Below are 14,390 nucleotides of genomic sequence, written 5' to 3'. Positions count from 1 at the left end.
AGAGGTTTTCAATGTCTAAGAGTTTTACGTCCTACCTAGCTGTGTCGATTGTAGGCGTCGCTGCTGCAGCAGCATCTCCACTGTCTTTAGCAAATCAGAATGAAGCCAAAGTTGAGCGTATTCAGGTCACGGGTTCGCACATTCGCCGTACCCACAATGAGGATGCTACACCGTTGCAAGTGGTGTCGGCGGAAGATATCGCATTAAGCGGAAAAGTTACGTTAACGGATGTGTTACGTGATTTAACGGTCAATACAGGCAATAGCTACGACGAGCAATTTACCAGTAGTTTTTCGGCTGGCTCAGCGTCGATTGCCTTACGTGGGTTGAGCCCCAAAAACACCTTGTTATTGGTGAATGGTCAACGGGTGTCAAACTATGGCTTTGCGTTGGGTACGCAAGATACCTTTGTCGATTTGAACGCCTTGCCACTCAGCGCCGTGGCGCGTATTGAAGTACTCAAAGACGGCGCCTCAGCCGCTTATGGTTCCGACGCGATAGCTGGCGTGGTCAACATTATTTTGCGGCGCGATCATCAGGGCACACAAGTTTCTGCTTCGGCAGGGACAGCCACAGAAGGCGGCTTGAATCAATACAGCGCGGGGATCGTGACGGGTTTCGGTTCGCTCAATGCTGATGGTTACAACATCACCCTGAGTCTGGATGCGTTGGAGCGTGACGAGCTGAATGCCAGTGAACGCGAGCTGACGCGTAGCGGCGATTTTCGTGATCAACCGGGTGGGCGTCTTGCGGGGTGGTCTACCCAAGGTGGCAACTATTTGGATGATCCGCAGCAACCACGGCCGTTTGCCGAGTGTCCCGGTGAATCAGAGCTACGCGACTGGAGTGATTTCACGCCTAATCGTGACGGTCAAGTTTGTGCGTTTAATGCGCAGCCCTACAATACCTTGCAACCCGAAGTGAGCCGTCGGCAACTGTCGGTGCAAAGTACGTATTTGGTCAACAGTGAGCTTGAATTGGTCGGTGAAGTTCTCTACAGCGATAACAAGTCCAGTCACACCTTTGGTGCGCCACTTAGCGTCGGCGCAGGTTTACGTGCCTACGACCGCGCAACGGGCACTTTAGTGAATATTCCGGTAGAGCTGCCAGTGGGTCACCCTGACAACCCCACCGACGCGCCATTGCCGTTTGAACATACCTTTTTTGATGTCGGTGCGCGATTGAAGTCCAATCATCAGATCTTTAACCGCTTCTTAGTTGGTGCTCGCTACTCTGGAAATGTTTGGGATGTTAATTTGAACGTCTTGCAGTCGCAGAGTCGTCAGCGTGAATACGCAAGTAATTTTGTCAATCGTTACACGTTCGAAGACTATTTAGCCAGTGGTGAGTACGATTTCTTTGGTGGTGAAAATAGTGCGGAGTCGATTGCTGCGCTGCGCATCGCAACTCGCCGTCCAGGGTTTTATCAACTGCAATCGGCTAACCTGACGGCCTCTCGCGTCTTGGCGTATTGGCCACATGGCGACGTAGGGTTTGCTACCGGAATTGATTGGCGGAACGAGCAAATGGATGCTGGCACATCTGAAGAGGTCTTGTCTGGTACCGAATTACGCCCGGCGATTAACTTGATAAATGGCGAACGCGAAGTGATTGCCGGTTATGTCGAACTTGATCTTCCTTTAGCTGCCGGACTGAATGTGAATACTGCCGTGCGCGCAGATTCCTACGATGATTTTGGTAGTGCGGTTTCGCCAAAAGTATCGGCCTACTACTTACTCAATGACGCATGGTTGTTCCGTGGTTCATGGTCACGCGGCTTCCGCGCTCCGGGATTGCCAGAAATCTCACAAAGTAACACCATTAGTTATGGTTCTGTCATTGACCCAAATGATCCGGTTGAACCGGGCGTGCGCCGCGGTTTTACGCAATTGCGCAGCGGCAATGCTGATTTAGAGGCAGAGCGTTCAACCAACGTTAATTTTGGCGCCGTCTGGTCACCGACGCGCGCGTTCAGTGCCGCCATTGATTACTTCAAAATTGAACAAGACGACATTATTTCGCCAGACAATGCCCAGTACATTATCAACAATGAGGCAGCGTTTGCGGATCGTGTGCAACGCGATGAGGCAGGGCGCTTGCAGATCATTACCAATCAATATGCCAACCAAGGAACGCGCACAGTATCTGGCATCGACGTGGACTTAAGCTATCGCTTTGCAGCCTTTGGTGGAGCAGCTGAAATTGTCTCGAATTGGTCGCATTTGCTAGATTACGAGCAAGCATTAGTGGTCGGTGTAACGCCGATTGATGGTGCTGGTAGTAACCAGTTCGGTGCACTGCCAAGTTGGCAAGGGCGTACCGTGGCCAAGTGGCAGCGGAACCATTGGACGCTCGCACTCAGTGCTGATTACACCCATAGCTACCAACAGCGCGTTGCGACTGCATCGAGTAATCCAGGGCTGCGGCCAGAAGTCAGTAGCTATACCGCATTGAATACCAAAGTCAGTTACGCGGGATGGCAGGACACAGTGGTCAGCGTCACCGTACAAAATCTAGCCGATCGTCAGCCGCCCTTTGACCCAGCAGCAGGCGCGTACTTTTACGATATCACTCAGTACAATGCGCGCGGCCGCTCCATTGATGTAGCTGTGAGCTATCAATTTTAAGCACAATTGACGAGCTAGATCTGAGTCGATTGAGTTGATAGATCTCTCTAAGCTTACGCGGTCAATTATTTAGTAAAAAAACTATCGCTTTGATAGTCCTGTTATGTGGCGCACCCGACAGGAGTCGAACCTGTGACCTCTGCCTCCGGAGGGCAGTCACGGGTTCGGTGGTAAATCGTTAAAGCTAGGCGTGGCAAGGGGTTAAGCGGTGTTGTGGCTTTTAATTTTGCGTCGAAATCGACACTTTTGAGACCGTTTAATGACAAAATTGGTCACAGGATACCGACTCTGAAATTTCAATTTTTGACCTTTGCCTCGCGACAAAAAATTTTGAACCTTCCGAAAAACCTGAGTTTTTAGGTGGAAAAAATTCCACCTTTAAACTGGACTTTGGGTACGTAGAGTAGCCTATGATTTAATCATTTCAATATGAGGGACATGGTAATGAAAACCACAAAAACTCATGGCAACAAACGAGAGCGCTTTGTTCCAAATATCGAGAACTTTAAAACCAGCCTTCGGTACGAGGGGCTCAAGATGAAAGAGCTTCCTTAAGTTTGTTATAAGCTAGCCGATGCCTTTCCTCACTCATTTTTTCAAGGTTATTCAGTTTCCAACGAACAGCAGGCAACTGCTGAACATTGGCAAGTCCGAGTAATGACCAATCCGGTTTGCGTGACTTAAACGTCAAAAGAAAGGACCTCTCCTCGTCAGTAAATGCCGCATGCATGCGCTCTACAATTTCCTCGCGCGCAGCCACAAGCTCGGCTAATGGGATATCATTGTCCGCCATCGACTTAAACTCCCCTTCATAGAGGCCGGTAATATCTTTAAATTTAGGTCGTAATAATTCTGAAATAGGGCGCGGGTGGCTGAGCGTATAAACAATTAACGCTTTACGTATATCATCCGTGAGGCCTTCATTATCCAAGAGTAGTTTGACGTCAAACAAGTCCCTAGGATGTTGCCGATCGAGAGCGGCGCAAATTTTACCAGCATAGAGGTCGGCAAAACTGACCACTGAAATTTCCGCGAACCCGAATTCATTTTCAATCGCTTCAGTAACACTCAAAGCGGTTGATTCGTAGACCGTTCCTCGAAGAACAGGTGACAGCTCTATTTTTATCTGAACCTTTCTACCGCCAACATCACGCTCCACCAATAAACGGAGCGCGTCCTTTTTAACTTCAAATGAGCGTATGACAGTAACATCTTGCAGCTTTGCTGTGAGGTTTCCCGCTATTTGCTCTAGGTGACTTGTGATTGTTTGAAGTGCCTCATCCCGATCCATCATAGGTAAAAAGACGAGGTCAATATCAACGGACAACCTTGGAAAATCTCTGACAAATAGGTTAATCGCTGTACCGCCTTTGAGCGCAAAACAGTCATGAGCAGCAACAAATGGTAGCACCTGCATAAGCAACTGAACCTGGCGATAATAAATACTATTTCTATCCATGATAATTTACATCTCCTTGGGAACCGTAATTTGCCATTTGTTTTCTAGGCGACCATTTACCGCTACGACTCTCTTACCTGCTCCTAAATCGTAATCCTCTGACTTCAAGTATTTAAACCAGGGCTGTTGATTGCGCTCCGCTAGCCAAAAGAATAACCGTTTCACTTTTACATTAAGACAGTTCTTTAGCAGCGTATCTAACTTCCGGGGGGATAAGTTATGTAACCCCTCAAGCAGCGCATCAGCATGCTCAAAACTTACATGCTTAGGCACCTCATTAATTATTTCCAGATAAGCTTTTTCAACACATGAATACGTTATTTCCGGCAAGCCTTTTGCCCATTCATAATGACGAAACACACTTTGATCAAGCAGTAATGACTCAGGCCACAGGCGCTTCGTGCCATGCCATGCAAAAGTAGCTCCCACATCTATCTTATTAACCCATGCAGGGAGCTTACCGGGAGAGTATAAGTTAATTACAGGATTACCACGTTTATTTACGAAATGGCTTACGCCGTTTACCGCTAACGCACTCAACCCACCGACATGAACAGGCAGCTTAGCCATTTGTTGCAGTGAAGCGACCACGCCCTGCCAAGTCGGGCGGGCTTCATCTCGATAATAAACACCGGGAACGGCTACGACTAAGGCTCCTCTTCGAACGGCATTGTCGATGTAATGCAAACTTAACCCCTGCTCTTGTAGCCAACGTTTCGTTGCGACCATACCAAGCGGAAGTTTTTGTTTTAGCGTTTTTCCTGCTTCGTGATTTAGCATGTGATGCTCTTTTAGGTTCACAATATTAGTTATATACGTTAATTATTGACGTGAACTCGACATTAATCAAACTAATTTGGTTTGACAATAAAGCTAAACACGTCGATAAACAACGTATATTTGTTGCTTTTCAAACTGATTGAGCTCAATAACATCGTGCAGCCGACATAAATAGTGCAGCCGACATAAATAGTGCTCATTTAGCTGTATGCTTTCGCGGGGTATATACACTACAGACCTTATTCCAAAAGACCTGTAACTCAAAGATGTTCTCCAAAGTACCGAATGTTTGTTAGACTGGCACTCAAGTTTTCCTGATGCGCAAATATCACATGGCCAGAATCGGTAGAAATGATCCATGCTTTTGTGGCAGCGGTAAGAATTTCAAAAAATGCTGTATAGACGCTGTAGGCAAGCAGCATAATGAAATTTACGACGAGCTAGAGCAAACGTTAGCCATGATCCCCAATCTTTCCCTCGATGAGCTTAACTTAGTGGCTGAGCGAATGATGAATGATCGGAATAATAAACCTGTCGACGATTTCTGTGGTCTTTCACCCAACCTGATGCAGAATTGGCTTTACGCGCCAATGAATCAGTTGCAAGGGCGTACGGTTGAGACGCCGACTGTATTCAGCCATTGTCCGGTTGTGCGTTACTTAGAGCTAATAATTAATGTAGCTATGGAAAACGGTGGTAAGTTTAAAGCTACATCGAAAGGGAATTTACCAACGTTTATTGTGAAGCAAGCCACTGAATTTTGGTCTGAACTGCCCACGTCCGATTACCTAACACATATCAGCATAAGCGAGTTCGCCGGTGCAAACGTTTCGGTTTGAAAGTTTATAAGTTTAAGCACTCAACCATCAGGTGGAGTTCGTTCCAGCTGCGCATAACAGCGGTTTAAGCTGATGTCATGAGTTTCATCAGGCGAGGATTCACAAATAGCTTCTCCTTACCTGAAGTTGTCTCTTCTAATATGCCAATTTCAACGAGCTGTTTAAGGTAAACCGAAGCGGTTTGACGCTTGGCTATTTCGCGTTCCACTAAATTACTAATTCGACAATAAGGCTGCTCAAAAATCACTTGAACAAGCTCATAGCTGTATATTTTCGGTAACTGCTCGCGAATCCTGTTTGTAGTCTGCTCCATTAACGCTCGAATAGCAGCGATCTTCTCACAAGTCCAAAGCGACGTTTGCTCAACACCACGCAACATGAATACCAGCCAGTCTTCCCAGTTTTGTTTCTGAGTTACTTGATTCAGTAATCGGTAGTAATCTTGCTTGTGCGCAACAATGTAACGGCTAAGGTACAATATCGGCAGTGTCAAAAGCTTCTGCTCAATCAAATAGAGGACATTTAGAATTCTGCCAGTACGGCCATTGCCATCATAGAAAGGGTGAATGGCTTCAAACTGATAGTGGCTCACCGCCATTTTTATCAGCGGATCGATAGTATCGGTACTGTGCAGAAACTGCTCCCAGTTACTGAGTAAATCGCGAATAACCTGTTCGCCAACCGGTGGTGTATAAACCACTTCATTTGTGGTGTGATTACCAATAATGGTGCCAGGTAGCTTCCGTAATTCCATCGCCGTAGTCTTCAACGTACTACACACTTCAATGGCTGTTGTGGTACATAGAGGTTTGTGCTCTAACTGCATGAAGCCTTGATAAAGTGCTGTGCGATAACGAAGCGCTTCTTTGGTTGCTTGATCAGCACCGCTGTCTTGTTGTGCATATCGAAATAGCTGATCGGTTGTGGTGACAATATTTTCAATCTTCGAACTGTCTTTAGCTTCTAACAGAGGAAGCAAATTGATCAGCATACTTTGATTAGGGAGTAGCGCGCCAGCTTGTTTCAATTCGGCAAGCGCAGCGCGAGCAGAGATGCATGCTTTCAATACATCGCGCGTTTCGATGAGCTCTAATTTTGGCGGTAACACCGGCAAATCGTTATAGGGTTGGTCAGCTCGCCACGTCATCTTTAAATTCCTTGAAAATTTAGACACACTGTGATGTTAGTTGCAGTGTATGTCGATTCTATCGACACGACAAGTTTATTTGTCGATTATTTATTGCTTTATCGACATGGTGGGTTTCTCAAGTATGTACAGAATATGTAGGTGATGATGGGTATCACAGGAGTGGAGCTGGATTTCCTATTTAAAATGACCTTGAATATTACAACTAATCACTTTATCAATGCATGTGTAATGTGGGGGGATAATCCCCCACAATAAGTAAAATAAATGAGAGAGGAAAAATGGATTCTGGTGTTTTAAGTGGGATCATTGGTGGTGTTATTGCAGTAGTTATTTGCAGCATTGTTTCTGCAAAGGTGAGACTGTAAAAGATTTTGTGTAAATGGCTAGTTGCACTGTTAAATCCGATCCTGGTACATAATCTCGAACTGCGCCATGGCCGGTTTCCAGTTGCGTATGGGCATCGTCCACTTTTTTGAAGCCTGATGCAAGGCCAAGTACAACACTTTCATGACCGCTTCATCATTCGGGAACGAACGGCGAGTTTTGGTGATTTTTCGCAGTGACGCGTTCAGCGACTCAATCGCATTGGTGGTATAGATAGCTTTGCGTATCTCGACTGGGTAGTCGAAAAACACGCTTAAACGCTCCCTGTTCGCGCGCCATGAGCGGCTGATGGTGGGATGCTCAGCGTCCCATTTTACAGCGAAGTCTTCCAACGCTTGCTCCGCTTCAGCGCGAGTGGCCGCGCCATAAATGAGTTTTAAATCAGCGGCAATAGTCTTGCGCTGTTTCTAGTTTACGTACCGCAGCGAGTGACGAATTTGATGTACGATACACAGTTGCACTTGAGTTTTCGGGTAAACCGTCTCAATCGCTTCCGGGAAGCCTTTGAGGCCATCGCAACAGGCAATGAATATGTCATCGACGCCGCGGTTTTTGAGCTCGTTCTGCACAACGCCAGAATCACGACTGCGAACCACCAGACAGTCCAAATAAACTACAGGGTATAGCTTTCCTGTGCTGCCAGGCTTTGACTTCATCCATCACCGCATTGATCACCTGAGAAATGAACGCGGGTGAAACTTCGACATCACCGTTGGTGCTGCGAACCGTTTTCTTAGTTTTGCCGTTGCGAGAGTTGTCGCTGTTGTTGCCGGCTGAGTCATTTGGTGCGTAGCCTAAATGAGCTTCCATTTCAGCCTCTAGCACCCGCACTGCCACCTTCTTGGTAAGCTGTTTGAGTAGGCCGGCTTCGCCTAAGATGTCTTCTGGGGAATCACAGCCATCAAGCAGCTGATCGATAAACTGGTCCCAATGTGGTCCCATAAAACATTTAGTTAGCGGACACTATCGCTTTGATATTCCTGTTATATGGCGCACCCGACAGGAGTCGAACCTGTGACCTCTGCCTCCGGAGGGTACCCCCACGAAACTGGATTAAATCGGGGTAAACTCCAAAAACCGGTGCTATTAGGTATGACGTGGCCTGCAGAGCGATTTCAACGAGGCCATTTAGCCAGATAGCAAGCCTATTGCCCCACGTAACAAATCAAAACGCTGCAAAACTTGCCACATTTTACTATGCCAAAATGGACATTTAGCCAGAAAAACACCCAACTTTACCGGCCCAGATACTGATTTAAGCCTCCTTTAACCCTAAAAATGACAGTTCAGAAAGTACCTGGTTCTATGTGATAGAATAATTATCGAAGGCAATTAAAACTAACTTACATTTAGACCGCATGGCCCCTCGAGGCACTCGTGTGGGAACTTTTATTGTCCGCTCGCCACTAACTGAATTCAAAAGATACAAGTTATGACATGATGAAAGCCTATTTACTGCTCGTCGTTTTAACGTTTTTAAGCGCTCCTGCAGCCGCCGCTAATGAGCGGTATTACCGCGAGGATGGAACTGAAATCCGTTATTATTTGGATAATGCTGACGCCGAAAACTTGTTGGTTATATTCCAAGGTTCTGACTGTAACAGTGTCCGCCATATGAAATCGGTCAATACGATATGGGAAGCATTCGATACAGATTCGGCGCTACTAACCATAGAGAAATACGGTATCGACGACAGCTTAGCTTACGCTTCCGGCGAACGGGATGACTGCCCCGCTGACTATCTTCAGTACGATACAATGGCACAACGAATTAACGATGGAGTTCAACTCATTGAGGCTTTGAGGTCTTCCTATCGTGAAATTACCTTAGCAGGCGGCAGCGAAGGCGGCTCCATTGCCATCGGCGTCGCTTCACAAATCTCAAACTTCCATGCAGTGCTCGCGTTAAATTCATGCTCATCCAGCTTCCAACATGACGTGGAGTTTAGCATCCAACAGACCGTTCCGACGGAGCACCTTGATGAGGTTCTGACCGGCTTCCGGCAATTCGTAAAACAAATAAAGAATAGTGATGAGCCGTTTCCGGTTGAAGTGAGCGGTCACGGTTATGCGTTCTGGAAGGATGCTCTAGCGCGAGACTTGCTCCAACCACTTAGAGAAATCGACGCGCCTGTGCTCGTCATGCAGTCGGCAGATGATAAAAGTGTGGACCCCGAACGAACCCGGCAAGAGGTTGAAGAAATTATTGCCGGTGGCGCAACAAACGTAGAATTGGAAATGATGCTGGGACTTGACCAGGGTTTTCGTTATTCAAGCGATACATCCAGATTACGGGAGAAAATCGAATAAGCCGCCACATTAATAAAGACCAAGTCGTTTTGTTAGGTGGTTTAAGATGAATTATGCATCCCAATTAATGACGTTTCTTATGAAATAATTAAGTGAAGAGTACTTGTACCTATCATCACCTGACATAGGCTAGAAAGTAATCCGAAGGTGTTCATTCGTTGAGGTTGAGTCTAAGGTCCAACCCGCCGGTGACTGAATAATAGATTGACCAAATTGCAGCTTTAAATCGTTCATGCTTTCTAAAGCATCAATGGTGATTATGGGTGATTGACTCCAGAAGCTGTATGTCACTTCGCGCTCCCCCAGTTTACGCATGTCGGCAAGTACTGGTGCGTTGCGAACATCAATCATGCTGTCCGGCATGGTTAATTGGAACGTTTCTGCATTTGGCAGGAACAGCAAATTCTCCTCAAGTTGATGAAAGCCCTTGTCACCGCCAAAAAAAGACATAGGGAGCTCTGCACGACCGTCATTTATGACCACACTCAGGGTGATATCTAACCGATACGGGTACGAGGCTTCAATATCCGCTACCGTAACGAGGTCAGATGTAGTCGTTTGCGCGCGAGCCATATAGTCAGAGAAGCCATGCTGCGCGATGACGTCATTAAATCGCGCAATTGCTTCTTCGGTCGAAATACCAAATATCTGCACGGCTAACTCGTATGGCGTTTTGCCCTGTTCGATTGCGTCGCGCCAGTTGTTGTCTGAATCAGAGAAGTCACTAACAAGATCTATCAAAAGCGCTCCGGTGACATAGGCAGAAGAGCGGATTGCAAAGGTGGTATCAAAGAGTTCTGGGAAATTGTTGGAAAAGTTGTTGAGATTATCGCGGTAATGTCCTGCTGAACTTGCTTGAATACCCACCCAATGCGCAGTTCCTTCATAGCGTTCTACGTCACCGAGATAGACTGAGACTTCCGAGGCGATGACTTCGCTTAACGCCACTCGAACGGTTAGCCAATCGCGGATATCCTCCTCCTCGCGGCTTTCATGTGCTTGTTTTGCAAGAGCGAACTGCAACTGAAGCATGGCGCGAATTTCAGCTTCATCAAGGTGTTTAGGGTCAAGGAATTCAGAGCGACCAACGTCTGCAAACTCGGCTCTCTGATAACCATGAAAAGCTTCATGTAAAAGGGTGTCACGGCGGTCAGTGGCGTCATCCCCGCTACCTACGCGAACAGCGGTAGCGACCTGGTTGTTTGGTAGAGGGTAGTTAATATCGAAAGGGAAGTCGGTTAAATTCGGTAAACGTTCGGAGTAGTAATAGTAATTAGCTGCTAATTTTTGCTCACCAGGTATAGGCTCCTTTGTCGTATATAAAACGGCTTGACCCTCATGGTTATAGACAATAAATGGCGTGTTCTCGGCCCAAAAACCTGGCCAAACCGAGGCAAAGTGACGATGTGATTCTTGTGTCGTTGTCGCGAACTGAAGCAATTCCTTTTGCGTTTCGTTTTGCTGTCCAGCGTCGTGTTCTGCTACAGGCGCGAGCGATACGGTCACCGCGAATAGAAAGTGAGTGAGCATGATGTTCCTTTTCTGCTTCAAGTGGAATGGCGGAGGAGTTCCGCTCAACCAAAAAATTAATCCGATGCGTTGCTACTAAGCATCTTTACCACTAAAAATAGCGACACGTCAAAAGTAAGCGTAACTAATAGCACACATTAACGGTAATTTGTTTTCTTGGGTGGGTCAATTTTGTTGGCCATTTAACCGGCCAAGTAATTGTCGCTGAGGTGGATCAGTTTTATTCCGTTGCCGCCATATTCATGCTTAGTGAGATATTCCACGGCAGTAAATGGTCTAGATCATCGCCATGGCTTATCAGTGGCAATTGCTTGAACAGAGCCATGAGGTAATCCACCGGCATGAGGCCGTTGGCTTTGGCGGTTTCAACCACGCTATAGAGTATGGCGCTGGCTTGTGCACCACCGCGTGATTTTGAGAACAGCCAAGCTTTGCGGCCAATAACGAACGGTTTAATGGCGCGTTCTGCACGATTGTTGTCGATAGCGACAGCGCCGTTGGCTAAATAAATCTGTAACTTGCTCCATTGCCCGAGCGTGTAATGAATGGCTTTACCGAGCAGCGACTGGTTATTGACGCTAAGTGCTGACTTGTCGAGCCAGTCTTTAAGTTTATTCATGATTGGCAGCGACAGCTCTTGCCGGGTTGCATGCTTGGCTTCAATGGTGTAGTCGCGAATGCGCTGCTCTATACCATAGAGCTTTTGGATAAAACTCAACGCTTGGTCAGCTTTACCGGTTTTATTTTTGCCTTGTACGGCCTTGGCTTCAATAAACTTACGCCGAGCATGCGCCCAACAACCAGCAAGCTGTGCATCGGTTTTCTCATAGCCTTGATAACCGTCCACTTGCAACGGGCCTTGGTAGCCTTGCAAAAAGTGAACTGGATGTGAGCTGCCACGACCATCTTGGTAGTCGTACAAAACGATATTGGGTGATCCGTCGGGTTTAGGTTTGTCGGTGCCACAACCATACACCCACATGTAACACTTGGATTTATCGACATCGAGCACATTCACCGTCGTTTGTGAATCACATCCATGTGATTCACCCCTCACGGGGCCAGCAGAGCTGTCCAAAACTGTTCCTACAGTTTTGTCATCCGCCCACAGCATCGGTTGCTCAAGTAGTATGTCATGCATTCGCTGGTGCACCGGCCTGAGCTTGTCACTCACTTTTAAGAGCCAACGGCTCATGGTTTGGCGATTCAGTTCAATACCGAACTGCTTAAATAAGGCTTCTTGGCGATAAAGCGGTAAGCCAAACTGGAACTTGGCACTAATAATTTGTGCAAGTAAACTTGGGCTGGCAATGCTCTTGGGTAAAATGCTTAGCGGCACCGGTGCGATTTTAATGGTCGTTTCAGTGCCGTGCTTTTCGCATAAGCGGCAGCTGTATTTCGGCCGCACGTGGCGCAGCACTTTAATGGTCGCCGGAATAAATTCAAGCTCTTCGCTGGTTTCTTCACCCATACGGTGCAAGTCATGGCCACAGCAATCGCAGACTTTATCTTCGTCAGGAATATCGTGAAGCACGTCTTCACGCGGCAATGAAGCATCAATGCTTGGCCGGCGTGTTTTCTTACGCGTGTAAGTAATGGTTGCGTCAGCGGCGATTTCATCTACTTCAGGTTCAAGCAATGCTTCAAGTTCGTTAAACAACGAGCCTTGACCAGGTAAACCTTCCGTACTCGCGGCAAAACGCTTTTGTAGCGATAATTGCCATTGCTCCATCATGTGGCGTAGCTTTTGCTGTAACCCTTGATTTTCAGATTGCAGTTTGAGAACCATTTTTTTCAGGCTCTCAACATCATCTGGAAGTGGCTTTTTATCGTGTGTTTTCATGGGGCACATTATACCCCATCTACCTGCTGTAAACCGCTATTTTAAAGGGTTCTCTTAGACCGATTGGTGTTCGATCATCAGCTGTTATGCAGGATCCTTATAAGGCTATTAAGCGATCATATGGTGCTGTTAAAATGCAGCGGTTGATGGCCTTTCATGAGCGTAATATCAAGGCCTTCAAGTAGCCATTGCCACTGTTGTGGTGACAGGTTTAACACACTGCCGTTGAGCTTACGCGGCCACTTAAACTTGTTTTTCTCAAGGCGTTTGTACCACAAGCAAAAACCGGTTTTATCCCAGTACAGTGCTTTGACTTTGTCGCGCTGGCGATTACAAAATACAAACAGCGCACCGCTAAACACCGGCAGCTCCATTTCGGCTTCAACAATGGCACTGAGGCCATTGATACTTTTCCGAAAATCCACTGGCTGCTTGTACAAATAAATCGCCGATGGCTCTACGAACATTTTCATGCAGCAAGCGATTTTACTAACTGCGCCAACCAATGTGGCTCAACGTGCAGCGGCAAGGTAAGTGCTAGGCCGCCATAATTTAGCGTCAGCGAATGATGGTTAGTCTGCATCACTTGTTGCGCTTGCACAAAACCGTTATCGTTTTCCTCGAGCAGCTCACGACGACGCTTACTAAAGTACGCTGGGTTTAAATCTCGTTCTGCACAAAATGCTGCTTGGGTTTGACCGCTTTGCTCAAATGCTTCGAACAGTTCAAGCCATTGGGCATGGCTGCGATGGGTACGACTCATAAATCACCTCGTTAGTTGAAACGTGGTGATAAATTAGGCCATCTGCAAAAACATGCCTAGGTGTGGTTGCTGTTACGGTTACGATATTGGGGCTCGATTACGTTTAGGAAATGTAGTCGCTACACTAATCCAACTTTGTCGTCAGCGAGGCGCTCCAGCACGTATTTATTGCATAAACGGCGGCGAGTTTGCAGGCCAAATGATAGCCCTCTGGGCTTATGCGAACAAAGTGAAGCTAGCCTTCTCGCGTCTAGGCAAGCCGACTGACAATGCGTATATCGTGTCACTAAACGGAAGTTTTCGTGATGAATGTCTTAACTGCCACTGTTTCGAATCACTAACCGATGCTAAATTAAAAATCGAAGCTTGGCGGGATGACTATAACAAGAGTTGCCCTCACCGGGCTTCAAATAATCTGCCACCCTCGCAGTTTGTGGCATCCGTTGGAAATTGAACAGCTCAATTCATTCAGCGAGTGGTTTTAATGATGGGGGCCTGTCAAAGTCGCGAATGTCGAGAGAAAATACCATGAAGTTTTTCTCAGCTAATCGTTGTAAACCGACAGGCCCCAGTCAGCTTTCTTAGCTACTTTAGAGGGCCTAGCTTCTCCTTGAGAATAAAAGGTGTCTAGAATGCTCAGACCTTATCGTGCGCAGCTTTCTGATTGTGCCAAACAACATATTGCTCTTAAATATCAACCAAAAT

Annotated in this window: 11 protein-coding genes and 1 pseudogene; 4 read left to right on the top strand and 8 right to left on the bottom strand. The window is 46.8% G+C overall.

The features are described from left to right. The first annotated feature begins 11 nt into the window (after positions 1-11). Positions 12-2,627 (top strand): TonB-dependent receptor, encoded by a 2,616-nt coding sequence (locus NOG12_RS05905; RefSeq protein ID WP_313932697.1) that lies wholly within the window; start codon positions 12-14, stop codon positions 2,625-2,627. Positions 2,628-3,159: 532 nt separating this feature from the next. Here NOG12_RS05905 and NOG12_RS05900 read toward each other — a convergent pair. Next, positions 3,160-4,086: a nucleotidyl transferase AbiEii/AbiGii toxin family protein gene (locus NOG12_RS05900; RefSeq protein WP_313932696.1), complete on the bottom strand. Its 927-nt coding sequence runs from the start codon at positions 4,084-4,086 to the stop codon at positions 3,160-3,162. Positions 4,087-4,092: 6 nt separating this feature from the next. Continuing rightward, a complete protein-coding gene (locus tag NOG12_RS05895) occupies positions 4,093-4,866 on the bottom strand; it encodes a type IV toxin-antitoxin system AbiEi family antitoxin domain-containing protein (protein WP_313932695.1) in 774 nt (257 codons plus the stop codon). A 332-nt stretch (positions 4,867-5,198) separates the two neighbouring features. Here NOG12_RS05895 and NOG12_RS05890 point away from each other — a divergent pair, with 332 nt between their 5' ends. Beyond that, a complete protein-coding gene (locus tag NOG12_RS05890; RefSeq protein WP_313932694.1) occupies positions 5,199-5,705 on the top strand; it encodes a YecA family protein in 507 nt (168 codons plus the stop codon). A 64-nt stretch (positions 5,706-5,769) separates the two neighbouring features. Here the strand turns inward: NOG12_RS05890 and fic are convergent, their stop codons facing one another. Next, on the bottom strand, positions 5,770-6,852 hold the full coding sequence (fic, locus tag NOG12_RS05885) for a protein adenylyltransferase Fic (protein ID WP_313932693.1): 1,083 nt from the start codon (positions 6,850-6,852) through the stop codon (positions 5,770-5,772). Between the two features lie 398 nt (positions 6,853-7,250). Further along, positions 7,251-8,181 (bottom strand): annotated as a pseudogene (locus tag NOG12_RS05880) (IS256 family transposase). Positions 8,182-8,676: 495 nt separating this feature from the next. Between NOG12_RS05880 and NOG12_RS05875 the strand changes: the two are divergent. Further along, complete coding sequence (locus NOG12_RS05875; RefSeq protein ID WP_313932692.1) at positions 8,677-9,549, top strand: acyl-CoA thioester hydrolase/BAAT C-terminal domain-containing protein; 873 nt, start codon at positions 8,677-8,679, stop codon at positions 9,547-9,549. A gap of 129 nt (positions 9,550-9,678) precedes the next feature. On the opposite strand, the gene NOG12_RS05870 is transcribed toward NOG12_RS05875, so the two are convergent. From NOG12_RS05870 to tnpA, 4 genes are all read right to left on the bottom strand, one after another. Further along, positions 9,679-11,079, bottom strand: coding sequence for a hypothetical protein (locus NOG12_RS05870; protein WP_313932691.1), 1,401 nt, complete (start codon positions 11,077-11,079; stop codon positions 9,679-9,681). A gap of 220 nt (positions 11,080-11,299) precedes the next feature. Then, positions 11,300-12,922 carry an IS66 family transposase gene (gene tnpC / locus NOG12_RS05865; protein WP_313932690.1) on the bottom strand — a complete coding sequence of 541 codons (1,623 nt, stop codon included), beginning with the start codon at positions 12,920-12,922 and terminating at the stop codon, positions 11,300-11,302. A gap of 116 nt (positions 12,923-13,038) precedes the next feature. Continuing rightward, positions 13,039-13,395: an IS66 family insertion sequence element accessory protein TnpB gene (tnpB, locus tag NOG12_RS05860; RefSeq protein ID WP_313932689.1), complete on the bottom strand. Its 357-nt coding sequence runs from the start codon at positions 13,393-13,395 to the stop codon at positions 13,039-13,041. Further along, positions 13,392-13,685 (bottom strand): IS66 family insertion sequence element accessory protein TnpA, encoded by a 294-nt coding sequence (gene tnpA / locus NOG12_RS05855; protein WP_313932688.1) that lies wholly within the window; start codon positions 13,683-13,685, stop codon positions 13,392-13,394. Before tnpA ends, tnpB begins: the two co-directional genes overlap by 4 nt. A 52-nt stretch (positions 13,686-13,737) precedes the next feature. On the opposite strand from tnpA, the gene NOG12_RS13355 reads away from it, so the two are divergent. Beyond that, the gene (locus tag NOG12_RS13355; RefSeq protein ID WP_418055302.1) at positions 13,738-14,139 is read left to right on the top strand and encodes an integrase core domain-containing protein; all 402 of its coding nucleotides are present in this window, start codon (positions 13,738-13,740) and stop codon (positions 14,137-14,139) included. The last annotated feature ends 251 nt before the right edge of the window (positions 14,140-14,390 follow it).

The sequence above is a fragment of the Pseudidiomarina fusca genome (genome assembly GCF_032227045.1).
GTDB lineage: Bacteria > Pseudomonadota > Gammaproteobacteria > Enterobacterales > Alteromonadaceae > Pseudidiomarina > Pseudidiomarina fusca.
The sequence above is the reverse complement of the archived record's forward strand: the minus strand, read 5'-3'. Positions and strand labels throughout refer to the sequence as shown.

Coding starts and splice junctions, on each gene's coding strand:
- NOG12_RS05890 (WP_313932694.1), top strand. CDS start 5,199: ATGGCCAGAATCGGTAGAAATGATCCATGCTTTTGTGGCAGCGGTAAG.
- NOG12_RS05875 (WP_313932692.1), top strand. CDS start 8,677: ATGATGAAAGCCTATTTACTGCTCGTCGTTTTAACGTTTTTAAGCGCT.
- NOG12_RS05900 (WP_313932696.1), bottom strand. CDS start 4,086: ATGGATAGAAATAGTATTTATTATCGCCAGGTTCAGTTGCTTATGCAG.
- NOG12_RS13355 (WP_418055302.1), top strand. CDS start 13,738: ATGCCTAGGTGTGGTTGCTGTTACGGTTACGATATTGGGGCTCGATTA.
- NOG12_RS05905 (WP_313932697.1), top strand. CDS start 12: ATGTCTAAGAGTTTTACGTCCTACCTAGCTGTGTCGATTGTAGGCGTC.
- NOG12_RS05870 (WP_313932691.1), bottom strand. CDS start 11,079: ATGCTCACTCACTTTCTATTCGCGGTGACCGTATCGCTCGCGCCTGTA.
- tnpA (WP_313932688.1), bottom strand. CDS start 13,685: ATGAGTCGTACCCATCGCAGCCATGCCCAATGGCTTGAACTGTTCGAA.
- tnpB (WP_313932689.1), bottom strand. CDS start 13,395: ATGAAAATGTTCGTAGAGCCATCGGCGATTTATTTGTACAAGCAGCCA.
- tnpC (WP_313932690.1), bottom strand. CDS start 12,922: ATGAAAACACACGATAAAAAGCCACTTCCAGATGATGTTGAGAGCCTG.
- fic (WP_313932693.1), bottom strand. CDS start 6,852: ATGACGTGGCGAGCTGACCAACCCTATAACGATTTGCCGGTGTTACCG.
- NOG12_RS05895 (WP_313932695.1), bottom strand. CDS start 4,866: ATGCTAAATCACGAAGCAGGAAAAACGCTAAAACAAAAACTTCCGCTT.